Origin of the sequence: Pedobacter gandavensis (assembly GCF_014172405.1) — a bacterium.
Taxonomy (GTDB): Bacteria; Bacteroidota; Bacteroidia; order Sphingobacteriales; family Sphingobacteriaceae; genus Pedobacter; species Pedobacter gandavensis.
This window is the reverse complement of record NZ_WNXC01000007.1, coordinates 57217-72264: the sequence shown is the minus strand read 5'-3', so window position 1 is coordinate 72264 and position 15048 is coordinate 57217. Positions and strand designations below refer to the sequence as shown.

Sequence of the window (15048 nt, the reverse complement as noted above, 5' to 3'; positions counted from 1 at the left end):
ATCAGGGCTTTTCAATTTAAGGCGATTTCTTAGAAATGGTAATTTATTCCAATTCTAGGACTCGAGGTGGTTAAGCCAAAATTAAAGAAATCATTAGTGGTTTTTCTTTGATCAAAAGATCCAACCGGATTACTAACATTTCTAAAGTAACCTAATAGTGGGAATGACATTTCTACTGCCCATTTCTTAGTCGGGAAGAATGCCAATCCTGGTCTTAATTCTGCACCATAGGAATGAACCCTGGTGTATTGTTCTACCGCAATTTCTGGATTTTGAAAACCTTTGTATTTTTCAGTGATCCAGTTAAGTTCGAATTCAGAAAAGAATCTGAACCGATCAGTGATCCTGATGTAATGACGTGCAAAAGGAGCAGCTCCAAAAGAAAGGCGGGAACTGTTGTTGATTGTCGTGTTTTCCTGCCTGGATTTAGTATAGCCAAGAGTCAATTTGGTTCCGATAGCAAAATTATCACCAACGAAATAGCCTGCTTTTGGAGATAACTCATAGGTGTAAGTTCTGTAGTCGTTCCCGAATTGAGTGTTGTTTGTGTTAAATCGAAACCCTCCCCCAATCAATTTTGTGCCTTTTTCTGTTTGAGCCTGGAGGGTAAATGTACTGATAGCTAATATGATTATGGAAATTGCGATTTTTTTCATGGATGTATTTGGTAAGGAACTTTGATTATAAATGGTAATTGACACCAATAGATGGACTGATCGTGTTTAATCCAAAATTAAAATAATTGGATCCGACATATCGGTTGTTTTCCGCGTCAGGGTTTGTGCTTTTGACTTGACTGTTCGTGTAATTAATCAGGTTAAAACGAAGGTCAACAGACCATTTTTTAGCGGGTAGAAAAGCCAGTCCTGGAGCGAGCGCAGCACTGTACTCCTTACGCTTATTTTTATAGATAAAGCCATTGCTAACTTCGTCTGATTTTCCTAAGCTCGCACCCATCATAAATTCAGCGAAGAATTTGAAATCAGAAGAGATATTTAAGTAATAACGGATAAAAGGATTTACACCATACAACGATTCTTTTCGGAAGTAAGAGGTGCTGTTGCTTTTTCTGTTTGTGTAGCTAATATTTGTACCTATAGCGAGGTTGTCATTAATGAAATAACCTGCTGTTGGAGAAATTGCAAAGGCATTCGATTTGAAGGTGTTGGTGGAGATAGCGGCATTTGAGGGGCCTTCATTGGAATTCCTACTGTAGCCTACATTCCCACCGACCATCAGCCTTCCTTTTTCAAGTTGTGCAGATGCAGCAATGCTTACCGCGCATAGCGCAGCCATCATGATAATTTTCTTGTTCATACGTTGGTTTCATTTGTGTAACGTAATATTAATAAAAACATATGATTATTGTTGTGTTGATTGAACTTAAATTTCTTAATCATAAAAAAAAGCCTTCAGAGTAATTCTGAAGGCATTTAATTTAACAATGGTTGCAATTAATTAAGCAAGGATGTTTATTTGTTGTTCAAAAACACGAATTTATGATCGAACGTATCTAGTTTTATCTTACTGTCTTTATCAATTTTTCCAGCAAGAATTTCTTTAGACAATTCATTTAAAATTCGCTTCTGGATGACACGTTTCAGTGGCCTTGCTCCAAATTGAGGATCGTATCCCAATTCCGCTAACCAGTCTAATGCTTCTGGTGTGGCTTCGATATCGATACCCATCTCAGCCAGCGTCTCTTTCACATGGTTGAACTGTAAGTCCACAATGTTTCTGATCTCGCTGCGGTTCAATGGGGTAAACATGATCAGCTCATCAATCCTGTTTAAGAATTCCGGTCTGATGGTTTGCTTTAAGATTTCGAACAACTCGCTTTTCGTCTTCGCAACTACCTCTTCACGGTTTTCGTCATTCAGGTCTTTGAAATTCTCCTGAATCATGTGTGCTCCAATATTAGAGGTCATGATGATAATGGTGTTTTTAAAGTTCACCACACGGCCTTTATTGTCGGTTAGACGGCCATCATCCAGTACCTGTAATAAGATGTTGAACACATCAGGATGCGCTTTCTCAATCTCATCGAGCAGTACAACCGAATAAGGTTTCCTGCGAACGGCTTCCGTTAACTGTCCACCTTCATCATAACCTACGTATCCTGGAGGCGCTCCGATCAATCTGGATACCGCATGACGTTCCTGATATTCACTCATATCAATCCTGGTCATGGCATTCTCATCGTTAAATAAGAACTCTGCCAATGCTTTTGCCAGCTCGGTTTTACCAACTCCGGTAGTACCCAGGAAGATGAATGAACCAATTGGCTTGCGTTTATCCTGTAATCCGGCTCTTGACCTGCGAATCGCATCAGAAATGGCTTCAATTGCTTCATCCTGACCAGCCACACGTTTGTGTAACTCTTCTTCCAGATGGAGTAATTTTTCCCTTTCACTAGAGAGCAGCTTGGTTACCGGAATACCAGTCCAACGGCCAACAACCCCTGCAATATCATCTGCAGTTACCTCTTCTTTCAGCATTCTACTTTCCGACTGCTGAGCTTCGAGTTTGGTTTTCAGTTGTTCCATTTTGTCCTGAGATTCCTTAATTTTTCCATAACGGATCTCGGCTACTTTACCATAATCTCCAGCACGTTCCGCCTGGTCTGCTTCCAGTTTATAGCGTTCTATTTGCTCACCTTCCGCATTAATAGCGTCTACCAGGTCTTTTTCACCTTGCCATTTGGCTTTTAGCTGATCGCGTTCCGCAGAGATATTGGCGATTTCCTCTCCAAGAGATTGTACTTTTTTATCGTCATTCTCTCTTTTGATCGCTTCACGCTCAATTTCCAACTGCATGATCTTACGATTCAGTTCATCCACTTCTTCCGGAACGCTATCCATTTCTAAACGTAATTTAGAAGCAGCCTCGTCCATCAAGTCGATGGCTTTATCTGGTAAGAAACGATCGGATATGTAGCGCTGCGACAGTTCTACTGCGGCAATGATCGCCTCATCTAAAATCCTCACCTTATGGTGAGTTTCATATCTTTCTTTCAGTCCTCGCAGAATGGAAATCGCATCCTGAGTATCAGGTTCGCCTACCAATACCTTTTGGAAACGGCGTTCTAAGGCTTTATCTTTTTCAATATATTTTTGATACTCATCTAAGGTAGTCGCTCCGATTGCGCGAAGTTCACCTCTGGCCAATGCAGGTTTTAAGATGTTGGCTGCATCCATAGCACCCTCACCACCACCGGCACCCACCAAAGTGTGGATCTCATCAATGAATAGAATGATGTCTCCATCGCTTTGAGTTACCTCCTTAACCACTGCTTTTAAGCGTTCCTCAAACTCTCCTTTGTACTTAGCGCCTGCAATCAGGGCCCCCATATCTAAAGAGAATACTGTTTTTGTCTTTAGATTGGTTGGAACATCTCCCTGGATAATCCGATGGGCAATACCTTCGGCGATGGCTGTTTTACCAACACCAGGTTCACCGATCAGAATCGGGTTGTTCTTGGTACGTCTGGAAAGAATCTGGATCACTCTTCTGATCTCTTCATCGCGACCAATTACAGGGTCAAGCTTTCCTGATTCTGCATATTCATTTAGGTTCTTTGCATATTTATTTAAAGCATTAAAAGTTGCCTCGGCATTTTGGTCGGTTACATGATTGTCTCCTCTCAAAGCCAAAATCGCTTTTTTAAGGTCTTTCTCCGTAACACCTTGATCCTTTAATAGCTTTGAAGTATTGTCGTTCACAGAAAGTAAGCCTAATAAAAGGTGCTCTACTGAAACGAATTCATCTTTGAACTCTTTCAAATAAGTTTGTGCCTTTTGTAAAGCGGCGTTACTTCCTGAAGTTAAATACGGACTACTTCCGCTAACTTTAGGGAACTTTGCTATCTGGCTATCTAAATGTTGATTTAAGACATTTAGATTTACATTTAATTTCTTTAAAACATAAGAAACCACATTTTCATCAACAGTGAGCAGGCCTTTAAGTATGTGCGCTGTCTCAATAGCTTGTTGCTGGTTGCCTTGAGCTATTTCAGAAGCCTGTTGAATCGCTTCCTGTGCTTTTATAGTGAAATTGTTGAAGTTCATATAATTTGGTAAACAAAGTAAATGCCATATTGTTCTTAAAGGAAATTTCGGAAAATATGTCCGATTCTATGAGATTGGTGTGACAAATTGACTGCTTTGTGCCTCTGTTTAGCGGAAAGCCTGTCTGATGGAAAGCAGGGCTCTGCTAAAAAATGAAAATTGTTAGAATCTGCAACAACAAAACAAGAAATGGATGCCCATTTCATGGTCGAAAAGGCAATATTCTTCTTAAATTCGCAAACCTGCAGGTCATCTTATTGGATGATTTTTTTTTTGGATTTCCCCCAGCATGTTTTATTTAAAATACCCCTCGGGTATAATTTGTATAAACTCGATTTGGAAAATCCGGCAGCTTAGCGTTTAAAATAAAGGAGAGAGATGAAGGAGTTTTTACGATTATATTTAGATGCCTATCGTGGGCTATCCACACCGGCCTGGATGCTGGCACTGGTGATGCTGATCAATAGGAGTGGTGCCATGGTGATCCCTTTTTTGGGGATTTACATGATCAATCATTTGAGTTTCTCTTTAGAGGATACGGGGATGGTTTTGAGTTGCTTTGGTGTGGGCGCTGTGACGGGTTCTTTCATTGGTGGCTGGTTAACGGATAAAGTAGGACATTTTAAAGTGCAGCTTTTCAGCTTAATCTTTACCGTACCCATGTTTTTTCTGCTTCCAGAGTTGAATACTGTCGTTAAACTGGCTCTAGGTGTATTTGTATTGAGTGTGATTTCTGAAACCTTCAGACCTGCAAACTCTGTGTCAATAGCCTACTATTCAAAACCTGATAACATTATCCGTTCTTTCTCTTTAAACCGGATGGCGATGAACCTCGGTTTTTCTATAGGACCAGCATTGGGAGGTTTCTTAGCGGCGATCTCTTATACCTTTTTGTTTTATGGTAATGCGATAGCGGCTTTCTGCTCCGCGATTCTGTTTTTCATTTATTTTAGAAATAGAAAAGGGAATGAGAAGCAAGAACAGGAGGTGGCATCACATGAGCTTAAGGAAACAGCAGATCCCAAAAAATCTCCTTATAAAGATGTTTTGTTTATGTTGTTCAGCTTGTTTTGTAGCATTTTTACGATTTGCTTTCTTCAATTACTCAGTACACTGCCTTTATATTACAGGGAAGTCTATCAAATGACAGAAGCGAATATCGGGGTAATCCTGGCCTTTAGTGGTATTGTCGTTTTTCTTTTGGAAATGCTCCTGGTACATATTGCGGAGAAACGTTTTACGCCAAGAGATATCATGGTGATGGGGACTTTGCTATGTGGTTTTTCTTTTCTGATCTTAAATCTTGCCCATGGTACATGGGTACTCTATATGGCAATGTTTGTCCTTTGTCTGGCGGAAATTCTAGCCATGCCCTTTATGGCGACCATCACTTTACAGCGTTCTTCTGTTCAAACGAGAGGAGCTTACATGGGTGTTAACGCACTTTGTGTTTCTGCTGCGCATGTGTTTTCCCCTTTCTTGGGTACGCGTGTGGCTGCGATTTATGGCTTCAACGTATTGTGGTGGGGCACGGTAGTAGTGTTATTACTGACCTCCATCGGCTTTTTCTTTGTGATGAAAAAAATGAAATTAAACACGATTAACTAAATATCTTTTGAGAAATTCCCTTTTGTGGATGCGCCGGAATGCGCTCCTGATGCTGTTTGCGCTTTGTTTTTTTACTGCCTCCGGGCAAAATGTCCGTGTAGGTTCCTGGAATCTTAAAGATTTTGGCCAGTCCAAAACGGAGGAAAATATACTTTTTATTGCCAATGTGGTCAAAAGTTTTGATGTGATTGCCATTCAGGAAGTGGTAGCCGGTTACGGTGGTCCAAAGGCGGTGATCAGGCTTGCCGAAGCTTTAAATAAAACAGGAGAAGTTTGGGAATATTCATTTAGCCATGGAACTTCCAGTGATAGATATAGTAAAGAACGCTATGCCTTTATGTGGAAGAGTAAAAAGCTAAAGAAGGTAGGAGAGCCTTGGCTGGAGAATAAGTACCAGTTAGAGGTAGAACGGGAGCCTTATTTTGGTAAGTTCCAGTTGGGAAAGAAAACATTTACCTTGGTTTCTTTTCATGCGAAGCCCAAAGCAAAACAGCCGGAAACGGAGATTAAATACCTGAAGTTCCTGCCGGACCTCCACCCAAAAGAAACTTTGATTTTTTGTGGGGACTTTAACCTTCCTCAGTCTCATTCCGTATTTAATCCATTAAGGAATATGGGTTATGTTTCCGCGATGGTCAATCAGAAAACTTCTCTTAAACAAAAGGTGGTGAAAGGGGAATATCTGGCCTCAGAATATGATAATTTCTTTTTTCATGGGGATAAGCTGAAGGTGGTCAGCACTGGCATTGTTCCTTTTTATACGCAGTTTGAGGACTTGAAGGAGGCGCGTAGGATTTCCGACCATGTTCCGGTTTATCTGGAGTTCTCTTTAAATTAGACCTGCAAAAAAAACAGCCCTCCATTAATGATAGGGCTGTTTTGATATATCGATCTCTTTTAGAGAATGGAATGATAAACTAATTTAATATTTCTGCTAGTTTTTGAGTCTGGTGGTCAGCTAGTTTTTGTAGCGGTCCGGCAGCAAGCATTTTCATCATCATGTTCAGGTCTGCAGAGATGATCAATGTAGCGGTAGTTCCACCATTACCATTGTCTGCTACAGTCCATTTCAACTCTAGATCAAAGGGAGGTTTCTCAGTCGGTATAGCCGTTAATTCCTGGTTTTCTACACGATTAGAAATCTTTATGGCCAATTTAGCCATGTTTTGAATGGTAAAACTGGCTTCATCAGTTGTGGACGACCAATTGTAAATGTTTTCCGGCATCAATTGCTGATGATTGTTCATATCAGCTAAAAATGCATAAACGTTGGCTACAGGCTGGTTGATGTCAGTAGTGCTCTCAATAACTGTCATTATGATTTTAGGTTAGTTGTTCTAATTCTTTTCCCCATTCTGATGGGTTTCTGCGCCATTTGGTCAATAGATCTACATCGTTTTGAGCAATGAAGCTATGTTCAGCAGCATATTCAATTAATGTATTGTAATTAGAAAGTGTGGCGAAACGACATTTTGCCGCTTTAAAGTTTTCTTCAGCCTGGTCAAAACCATAGGTGAAGATAGACACTAAACCTGCTACAGATAATCCCGCATTTCTCAATGCTTCTACTGCCTGTAAGCTGCTTTTGCCGGTAGAGATTAAGTCTTCTACCACAACTACACGTTGTCCTTCTACTATTTCTCCTTCAATCAGACTTCCAGTACCATGTTCTTTAGCTTTCGCTCTTACATAAGCAAATGGTAATCCCAATTCCTGGGCAACCAATACACCTTGAGGAATACCAGCAGTTGCTACTCCTGCAATCAAGTCCACAGAACCAAATTCTTCCTGGATCAATTGCGTCAGTTTTTGTCTGATGTATGTTCTTACTGAGGGGTGGGAAAGTGTAACTCTATTATCGCAATAAATTGGAGATTTCCAACCTGATGCCCATGTAAACGGGTTATTCGGTTGTAACTTTATTGCTTTTATTTGTAATAAAAATTCAGCTACCTTTAATTCAATATCACTTTTATTATACATGCTCCAAAATTACAGAATTCCTTACATTTGTCCTAGCACTAATTCAAACAATGTTTTTTAGCGTGCTGTAGAAAATTGTAGAAACTCAATTGTTTAACTGATTAAGTTTTGCCTCATCATAAATAATCTCAATAATGGTGCTGGGGATCTTCTTCGATATGCTGATCCTTTTTTAATTTAGCTTCAATTAAAACCAGTATTTGATAAAGGTCATCATCACCATTTTCCTTTGCAATGATCATTTCCAGCTGTAGCTGTTCAATCATTTCCTGTTTGGTTTGTTGTTTGTCTTCCATGATAATTTTAGCTCATTAAATGAATTAATCATAGATGAAAAACAACAGGATGAGTTGTGTTTGAGATTTACAACAAATTGGTGGTGTAAAGGTTTTGGCAACTTCCGGGGAGCTGTGTTCCAATATTAAAGTATGCCTTCCATCATTTTTATGCGCTAATAATCATCTTTTAAACCTTTTTAATTATTGATATTTTTAGGACTAGCCCGACTATCGTAAGAATAAATATTGTTTAACCAAGCTGTGCTGGATAAGTACACTCCTCCATCATTACTATAAAATATCACTAAAGTAATCCTTCGGATTTTGGGAAGTAAGAAAGTAAGTTTAAATTAATATTTAAATCTTTAATGGTGCTGTATAACCAAATCAGGAAAATAAATCTTCAACTTAAAGTTTTTTTAGGAATTAAATAAACGAAGTTCAAAGTTAAATCAGTAGAATTATTTTTTTTTAAATCCCTAAGCTTCAATTGATTTAAGGGTAAAATAGGCTAAGGTTCAAAGGAAACTATAGTGTAAAGACTATCCGTTGTACCAAATAAGCTTTTCCAAAATTATTCGGATCATGCGTCACAGTTGCCAGAATAGATTTCCATTTCGGAGCAATATATTTTTGTTCTTTCTTCTCGCGTTCGCGTATTTCTAAAGCATGTTGCCAGATTTCTTCCAATTGATCCTTCACCGTTTGATTGGCATAACTGAGCTGTAATTTCTCCTGAATGTACTGATATTGCGCTCCATCCTTTGTCAGGTAAATTATTGGACCACCTGGTACAAAAGACTTGATCATGCTGATGTTAAAGGGCTCGGCACCCATGTACTTTTGCTCGCTGATCACTTTTGAGAACTCAAACCATCTGTCTGAGGCATCCTGAAGCGGCTCTTTTTCTATATGAAAACGCGCTTTGACACGATAGGTATAGCCGGGCTTTCGGTCCATAAATCCTTGTAAGGAGAATTCTGCCGGTTCATTCTTCGGCATCATCAGTAAAGTCTCGCCAACCGCTGCATAGCGGTGATCCACGGATAATTCAACTTCCTGGCCATTTTTTAATTTTAAAGGGCCATTTACCTTGTCTTTTGAACAGGCAGAAAGGAAAATCACTAAAAAGAGTAAAGGAGAATATTTCATAGCGTTTTAAAGTTAAGTGGTTTAGGGTAAAAACGGAACGCTTTCCCTAAACGCTACACCTGATCGAAAATATCGAAACCTTCCTTCTTTTTGATGTCATTTATTGGATAAATATTTATAATTTTAAAAACTCAAATATCCAGGTGAATTTGTGAAAATTTCGAAGAAAACCCCTTTAGAATGCAATTCAAAGGGGTCTGTTTTTTGTAAGGAATTTTTACGGCCTGTAATAAAAAGCATTTTAAGCGCCAAGCATGAAAAAATACAGCATTTATATCAACGACAATACCCTGTTTATTGCAGATTCCATCCCTGTTCAGGAAAAGGAAATCCAGCAATTGGATGTTGCCGGTTTTGATTTCAAATTGTTCTACAAAAATTTACCAGCAAACACTGCTAAGGATTATTTACTATTGGTAACGGATCCTAAGGCGACTTTTAAGCAGATTAAAAACAACCTTACTTTAATTAAAGCTGCTGGTGGACTGGTTAAAAGTGCTAAAGGCAATTACCTGTTTATCTTCAGGAATAAAAAATGGGACCTGCCAAAAGGAAAGGTAGAAAAAGGAGAAGGAATGAGAGAAGCTGGTTTAAGGGAAGTAGAAGAGGAATGCGGTGTTACGATTTACAGCAACGATGAGAAGCTTTGTAAAACTTACCATGTTTATCCGATGGGCTCTAAATTGGTATTGAAGAAAACCAAGTGGTACAGCATGACTGTTAAAGGAGAACCAAAATTGATTCCCCAAAAAGAAGAAGGCATTACGAAAGCCAAATGGTTAAGTAAAGCAGATTTGGCACCTATCCTTGTAAACACTTATCCCTCCATCATCCAGGTATTGGAAGTTGGTTCCTTACTTGAGGAACGGGATAGCGTTTTGAGGTAAAAACTGGCTCACATCTCCGTGATTTCTAAGGATGTCACGGACGATGGTAGAGCTGATCGCCGAATATTCCGGCTTACTCAATATAAAAATGGTCTCCATTTCCGGCATCATGGTCTGGTTGATCTGAGCAATCGCACGCTCATATTCGAAATCACCAACAGAGCGGATCCCACGAACCATATATTGCGCATTAATTTTCCTGCAAAAATCAACCGTTAGCCCTTCATAAAGCTGAACGTCCACTTTAGCTTCCGATTCAAATACTGTTTTTACAATCTCTTCCCGCATTTCCGCAGAAAGGTAGCTTTGTTTCGAGCTGTTTAATCCAATACCCACCACCACTTTATCAAATAAGGGCAAGGCACGTTTCAGGATGTCTACATGGGCAATGGTAATGGGGTCAAATGAACCAGGGAACAGGGCGATTTTCATCTTCTATATTTTAAAAAAGCACCACATTTATAAATATGGCGCTAATAGATTATTATTTTACTTTCTCAAAGAAGCTAAAGGAAGAATTCCCATATCTTCTGGTTTCTTTAAAACCTGGTTGGGCATTCATTTTCAATAAAGAAGGATGCTCAACAATCAATAAACCATTATCCGTAAGTAAGTTGTTGTTGATCACCAATTCCGGAATTTTGGGAATCGTAGGCAAATCATAAGGAGGATCAGCAAAAATAATCTGATATGATTTCTTATGCGTCTCTAAAAACTTGAATACATCAGCTTTCTGCACATCAATCACATCGAGATGATGTTTAGCAATCACTGATTTCACCCAAAACACACATCCTGAATGTTTATCTACTGCCGTAACGCTTTTAGCGCCTCTGGAAGCAAACTCAAAACTGATGTTTCCTGTGCCACAGAAAAGATCCAGCACATCACAGCTGTCAAAATCGTAGGTATTGTAAAGAATGTTAAAAAGAGCTTCTTTGGCCATATCTGTAGTGGGCCTTACCGGTAAGCTTTCCGGGGCATTGAAACGAATGCCTTTTAATGTACCGCCAATTATTCGCATATATCCAGTGCTAGCAAGCTGCTGTAATAATGAGCAGGCATGTCTTCTAAAATTTTGTGATCTACCTGATCACTTAAGGGATTGTTAAATTCTATTTTCTGGAAATATTTCTCCAGACATTGATAGTAAGTATCATTCTCATGAATGATACCACTCAAGCGTACCTCCGTATCTTTGTGGTCTATTTTAATCTGATTGATGATCAATAGCAGGTAATAATTAAACTCCTCCGCATTTTCAATTTCGTAACAATTGCGGAAAATCAGTTTTTCCCCTTCGGTAAATACTGCGGTGAAAGAGGCCGCAGTGAAATCCAATACCAAAGTTTTTTGAGCACCATCGGGAACCATGGCCAACACTGGGGCCAGCTGATCAAATAACTTACAGCTCAATAAAGCATCTGCCAGTGTCTCATCCATGAAACGCTGAAGCGTAAAAATGGAGGTGAAACCGTAATTTGCAAATGGCCTGACATAGAGCTTGTCTGACTGCTCTTCTGTGAAGAATTTCGCGTATTGATTTAAGTTTTTAGCATCAAAGAATTCCGTCGGAATGGAAATAGAGTTTTCGCTATACACAGCTACCTTAATGTCTTTAAAAGCCAAGTTCAGGTAACTGTCGTTTTTTAATTTTGTAGCAAGATCTTGTGGAATATTCTTAGATTCCTGCTGGTCATAAACCGCTTTTAATTGGTTGCTGGTTTTGTCAATAATGGCATAGGAGAAGCTATCTGCGGTAATTTTTAACAATAAATTGCAGTCGGGCGCAGTACTAGGATCAAATTCAGGATCAACTAATAAAATGCTGTTTTTATGGCTCATCTGTATCAAATTATTTAAGATCAAAATTAATCCTTTTTTCTATAACATCACCATTGCATCTTTGTTAAATGGATAAAGCATCAATTATAGCCCAGTCTTATGCCTTTACACCAACGGCAGAACAGCTTGTTTTTTGCCAGGAAATGGCGGCTTTTTTAAGCCAAGGCTTAGATGATCAGTGTTTTATATTGAGGGGTTATGCCGGTACGGGAAAAACCACTTCTGTTGGCGCCTTAGTTAAAGCATTACCGAAATTTGGCTTTAAAGCGGTGTTGATGGCGCCTACAGGGCGCGCGGCCAAGGTGATGAGCAACTATACCGGGCGTAAAGCCCTCACAATTCATAAGCGGATTTATAGGAAAAAATCTGCAGTATCTACAGATCTGTCTTTTCAGATTGCCCCAAATCTGGCAGAACATACGGTGTTCATCATTGATGAGGCTTCTATGATTGCCGACGAATGGAATACCCAAACAGGTTCTTCCTTTTTGAGGGATTTGATGCAATATGTATACAACCAAAAAAACTGTGCGGCAATTTTTGTCGGAGATACGGCACAGTTGCCACCAGTAGGAAGTATGGATAGCCCAGCGCTAAATAAGGAATATGTAGCGGGTAATTTTGGGATGTCAGTACGCGCCGTAGAGCTTCAGGAGGTTGTGCGACAAGAGAAGGAATCCGGAATTCTCGCCAATGCCACCATGCTGCGGAGACTGATCAATGAAGGCTCCTCAGAAGAGGCGGATGAGATTGAGCTGCCTAAATTTATGACGACAGGTTATAAGGATATTTTTAGAATGACCGGTCTTAAGCTGGTTGAGGGATTAGAATACGCCTATAGCAAATTTGGTATGGAGAATACGTTAGTGGTCTGTCGGTCTAATAAATCAGCAAATGTATACAATCAGCAGATCCGTGCAAGAATACTTTATCGCGAAGAAGAGCTCACCGGGGGTGACCAGATCATGGTGGTTAAGAACAATTATTTCTGGCTTCCAGACAATGAATCTGCGGCATTTATCGCCAATGGTGATATGGCCAAAATTGTAAGGGTGAGGGGCACAGAAGAACGTTTCGGCTTCCGCTTCGCAGAAGTAGCACTCGAGTTTCTGGATTTCCCGGACGCCGGACAAATATCCTGTAAAGTCATGCTCGATACTTTAACCGCAGAAACACCCAATCTTTCTTATGAACTCGGAAATAAGCTTTTTGAAGCTTTAAATGTCGAATATGAACACCTGACCAATAAAAGAGAACGTTTCAATGCGATTAAAGCAGATCCATATTACAATGCCCTACAAATTAAATTTGCCTATGCAGTAACTTGTCACAAGGCGCAAGGTGGGCAATGGGAAGCTGTATTCGTCGATCAGGGGTATTTAACAGAAGAAATGATTGACCTGGATTTTTTACGATGGTTGTATACTGGTGTAACCAGGGCAAAAAGAGAATTATTTTTAGTAAATTTTGCTCCAAACCTTTTTGCTTCCCCTATAGAAGATTAACTTAACGCTAAATACCTAAACGATATGAAAGTTGCCTATTCTTTAAAACAGAAAATGAAAATCGCTACCTTTCTGTTTGCGATTATGGCCTGTATGATTCTGATCAGAATTTTGGAAGATAAGAGTGTGAAAAGCATGAATGAATCTTTCGTGTCCATGTATAATGATCGTTTAATCCCTGCAACAGACCTATTTTACATTGCAGAAAACATCTTTGCAAAGAAATATACCCTGGATAGTTTCCTATATTCCGGGAATCCGGAGCAGAAGGATATCGGTTTGCTAAAAAGTCAGTTTCAGAACTTCAATTCCACGATTGATTCACTGATGAAAAAATATGAAAAGACCTTTCTTGTGAAGCAGGAAAAGGAGCAATTGAAAGAATTGAAAGTTAGATTGATCAATTCTATAGCGGCAGAACAACATGTGATTTCTTTAAGTGACAGTCATAGCATCGAAGATGGACGAAAACTTTATGAGACTGTAGGAAGAGCGACTTCTAGAAAAACGCTGCAGCAGCTCACGGAATTGATGATCATCCAGACGCAGGTAGGGAAGGAGCTGATTCAGAGCTCTGAATCTATGGTGTCCAGAAGTAAGCTTTATTCGACCTTGCAGATTGCCCTGGCAGTTTTGATCGGAATTCTGGTCGTCGGGATTATTTCTGCATCCAATGTGGTGCAAGTGAGAAATGATAAGTTCAATATGAACTAGGTAAAGCGCAGATCCCAGCTAAATAAAGGAACGGGTACCGGAAAAACTGTCTCTAAACTCTTTAGGTGTACAGTTTTTCTTCTTTTTAAAAATGCGGTTAAAGTTAGAAATGTTGTTGAATCCACACTTGTAAGCGATTTCTGAAATTGTCTGTGTGCTGGAAATTAGCATTTTTGTGGCATGTCCCAAGCGGATCTCATTTAGACTGTCAATAAAAGTACTCCCCGTTCTCTTCTTAATAAACCTACTGAAGGATACTTCTGGCATGCTTGCCGCTTTGGCTACCTCCTCCAGGGAAACCCCTCTATTGTAATTCGCATTCATATAATCAAAGGCTTTTTCTATCCTGCGACTGTTGTAATTGAACTGTTCATTGTTGAAACTAGAGTTTGATAGCGTGCGTATATTCCTGGAAATAGAGAGGTCGTGTAAGATGGAAAATAACTCTAAAACAGAATCAAAACCTTTCTTCTGACTTAAAGAAAGAATTCTAGGAACCAATCGCTCAATTGTATCCGCCGAGAATAAAATCCCTTTTTGGGAACGGTCAAACATATTGGCAATGAAGCTTAACTGGTTTCTTTTGAGTAAACGATCATCAAACAGGTCTTTGTGAAATTGAATGGTAATCTCCAGAATTTCTTCACTTTTACATTGATGGGTAAACCAGGCATGGTACAGATTCGGACCTATAAAAACCAATTCCGCATCTTCTATGGTCTCAATATGATCTCCGACGATCCTTTTAGCCCCTTTCGCATGTAAAATCAAATTCAATTCATACTCTTCGTGGTAATGTAAAGGAAAGTCAAAATCCTTTTTTGTCCTGGAAAAAATCGTAAAGCAATCGCTCTGCGTTAAAGGGGTGATTTCCCTGACTATGTTATTGCCCATCATATAAATATAACAATTGTACGGTAATGAATTAGGTTTGTGTTAAAATAGTACTAATCGAAAGTAGTATTAATGACGTGTTAATGAGTCTTTTTGTTCTGTGAATACAATTAAT

At 39.4% G+C, this 15048-nt stretch carries 16 protein-coding genes; 5 read left to right on the top strand and 11 right to left on the bottom strand.

From position 1 onward, the window contains the following. Positions 1-29: 29 nt before the first annotated feature. From GM920_RS17550 to clpB, 3 genes are all read right to left on the bottom strand, one after another. Positions 30-656 carry an outer membrane beta-barrel protein gene (locus GM920_RS17550; RefSeq protein WP_182959898.1) on the bottom strand — a complete coding sequence of 209 codons (627 nt, stop codon included), beginning with the start codon at positions 654-656 and terminating at the stop codon, positions 30-32. A gap of 25 nt (positions 657-681) precedes the next feature. After that, complete coding sequence (locus GM920_RS17545; protein WP_182959896.1) at positions 682-1317, bottom strand: outer membrane beta-barrel protein; 636 nt, start codon at positions 1315-1317, stop codon at positions 682-684. Between the two features lie 155 nt (positions 1318-1472). After that, on the bottom strand, positions 1473-4067 hold the full coding sequence (gene clpB, locus GM920_RS17540; RefSeq protein ID WP_182959895.1) for an ATP-dependent chaperone ClpB: 2595 nt from the start codon (positions 4065-4067) through the stop codon (positions 1473-1475). A gap of 378 nt (positions 4068-4445) precedes the next feature. Between clpB and GM920_RS17535 the strand changes: the two genes are divergently transcribed. After that, a complete protein-coding gene (locus tag GM920_RS17535) occupies positions 4446-5675 on the top strand; it encodes an MFS transporter (protein ID WP_182959893.1) in 1230 nt (409 codons plus the stop codon). A 7-nt stretch (positions 5676-5682) separates the two neighbouring features. Beyond that, on the top strand, positions 5683-6513 hold the full coding sequence (locus GM920_RS17530) for an endonuclease/exonuclease/phosphatase family protein (RefSeq protein WP_235964570.1): 831 nt from the start codon (positions 5683-5685) through the stop codon (positions 6511-6513). 79 nt (positions 6514-6592) lie between these two features. Here GM920_RS17530 and GM920_RS17525 read toward each other — a convergent pair whose 3' ends face one another. The 4 genes from GM920_RS17525 to GM920_RS17510 form a co-directional block, all read right to left on the bottom strand. Further along, entirely contained in the window at positions 6593-6991 is a 399-nt protein-coding gene (locus tag GM920_RS17525; protein ID WP_182959891.1) for an SRPBCC family protein, read from the bottom strand. 7 nt (positions 6992-6998) lie between these two features. After that, positions 6999-7658 carry an orotate phosphoribosyltransferase gene (gene pyrE / locus GM920_RS17520; RefSeq protein ID WP_202986142.1) on the bottom strand — a complete coding sequence of 220 codons (660 nt, stop codon included), beginning with the start codon at positions 7656-7658 and terminating at the stop codon, positions 6999-7001. A 128-nt stretch (positions 7659-7786) separates the two neighbouring features. Further along, entirely contained in the window at positions 7787-7954 is a 168-nt protein-coding gene (locus GM920_RS17515) for a hypothetical protein (RefSeq protein WP_182959889.1), read from the bottom strand. Between the two features lie 510 nt (positions 7955-8464). Then, positions 8465-9088 (bottom strand): hypothetical protein, encoded by a 624-nt coding sequence (locus GM920_RS17510; RefSeq protein ID WP_182959887.1) that lies wholly within the window; start codon positions 9086-9088, stop codon positions 8465-8467. Between the two features lie 254 nt (positions 9089-9342). On the opposite strand from GM920_RS17510, the gene GM920_RS17505 reads away from it, so the two are divergent. Then, positions 9343-9975 carry an NUDIX hydrolase gene (locus tag GM920_RS17505; RefSeq protein ID WP_182959885.1) on the top strand — a complete coding sequence of 211 codons (633 nt, stop codon included), beginning with the start codon at positions 9343-9345 and terminating at the stop codon, positions 9973-9975. Here the strand turns inward: GM920_RS17505 and coaD are convergent. From coaD to GM920_RS17490, 3 genes are read right to left on the bottom strand one after another with little or no spacing between them, the layout of a single operon-like run. Further along, positions 9943-10407, bottom strand: coding sequence for a pantetheine-phosphate adenylyltransferase (gene coaD / locus GM920_RS17500; RefSeq protein WP_182959883.1), 465 nt, complete (start codon positions 10405-10407; stop codon positions 9943-9945). The two genes, GM920_RS17505 and coaD, sit on opposite strands and share 33 nt — an antisense overlap. Positions 10408-10459: 52 nt before the next feature. Then, positions 10460-10999: an RsmD family RNA methyltransferase gene (locus GM920_RS17495; RefSeq protein WP_182959881.1), complete on the bottom strand. Its 540-nt coding sequence runs from the start codon at positions 10997-10999 to the stop codon at positions 10460-10462. Then, complete coding sequence (locus tag GM920_RS17490) at positions 10990-11820, bottom strand: DUF3822 family protein (RefSeq protein WP_182959879.1); 831 nt, start codon at positions 11818-11820, stop codon at positions 10990-10992. The genes GM920_RS17495 and GM920_RS17490 overlap by 10 nt, the downstream gene beginning before the upstream one ends. 68 nt (positions 11821-11888) lie before the next feature. On the opposite strand from GM920_RS17490, the gene GM920_RS17485 reads away from it, so the two are divergent. Further along, entirely contained in the window at positions 11889-13325 is a 1437-nt protein-coding gene (locus tag GM920_RS17485) for an ATP-dependent DNA helicase (protein WP_182959877.1), read from the top strand. Between the two features lie 24 nt (positions 13326-13349). Next, positions 13350-14039: an MCP four helix bundle domain-containing protein gene (locus GM920_RS17480; RefSeq protein ID WP_182959875.1), complete on the top strand. Its 690-nt coding sequence runs from the start codon at positions 13350-13352 to the stop codon at positions 14037-14039. Between the two features lie 18 nt (positions 14040-14057). Here GM920_RS17480 and GM920_RS17475 read toward each other — a convergent pair whose 3' ends face one another. Continuing rightward, positions 14058-14936, bottom strand: a complete 879-nt coding sequence (locus GM920_RS17475) for an AraC family transcriptional regulator (RefSeq protein ID WP_235964569.1) — start codon at positions 14934-14936, stop codon at positions 14058-14060. Positions 14937-15048: the final 112 nt, after the last annotated feature.

Excerpts from the sequence above, each read along its gene's own strand:
- GM920_RS17550 (WP_182959898.1), bottom strand. The coding sequence starts at position 656 with ATGAAAAAAATCGCAATTTCCATAATCATATTAGCTATCAGTACATTT.
- GM920_RS17545 (WP_182959896.1), bottom strand. The coding sequence starts at position 1,317 with ATGAACAAGAAAATTATCATGATGGCTGCGCTATGCGCGGTAAGCATT.
- clpB (WP_182959895.1), bottom strand. The coding sequence starts at position 4,067 with ATGAACTTCAACAATTTCACTATAAAAGCACAGGAAGCGATTCAACAG.
- GM920_RS17535 (WP_182959893.1), top strand. The coding sequence starts at position 4,446 with ATGAAGGAGTTTTTACGATTATATTTAGATGCCTATCGTGGGCTATCC.
- GM920_RS17525 (WP_182959891.1), bottom strand. The coding sequence starts at position 6,991 with ATGACAGTTATTGAGAGCACTACTGACATCAACCAGCCTGTAGCCAAC.
- pyrE (WP_202986142.1), bottom strand. The coding sequence starts at position 7,658 with ATGTATAATAAAAGTGATATTGAATTAAAGGTAGCTGAATTTTTATTA.
- GM920_RS17515 (WP_182959889.1), bottom strand. The coding sequence starts at position 7,954 with ATGGAAGACAAACAACAAACCAAACAGGAAATGATTGAACAGCTACAG.
- GM920_RS17510 (WP_182959887.1), bottom strand. The coding sequence starts at position 9,088 with ATGAAATATTCTCCTTTACTCTTTTTAGTGATTTTCCTTTCTGCCTGT.
- GM920_RS17505 (WP_182959885.1), top strand. The coding sequence starts at position 9,343 with ATGAAAAAATACAGCATTTATATCAACGACAATACCCTGTTTATTGCA.
- coaD (WP_182959883.1), bottom strand. The coding sequence starts at position 10,407 with ATGAAAATCGCCCTGTTCCCTGGTTCATTTGACCCCATTACCATTGCC.
- GM920_RS17495 (WP_182959881.1), bottom strand. The coding sequence starts at position 10,999 with ATGCGAATAATTGGCGGTACATTAAAAGGCATTCGTTTCAATGCCCCG.
- GM920_RS17490 (WP_182959879.1), bottom strand. The coding sequence starts at position 11,820 with ATGAGCCATAAAAACAGCATTTTATTAGTTGATCCTGAATTTGATCCT.
- GM920_RS17485 (WP_182959877.1), top strand. The coding sequence starts at position 11,889 with ATGGATAAAGCATCAATTATAGCCCAGTCTTATGCCTTTACACCAACG.
- GM920_RS17480 (WP_182959875.1), top strand. The coding sequence starts at position 13,350 with ATGAAAGTTGCCTATTCTTTAAAACAGAAAATGAAAATCGCTACCTTT.
- GM920_RS17475 (WP_235964569.1), bottom strand. The coding sequence starts at position 14,936 with ATGATGGGCAATAACATAGTCAGGGAAATCACCCCTTTAACGCAGAGC.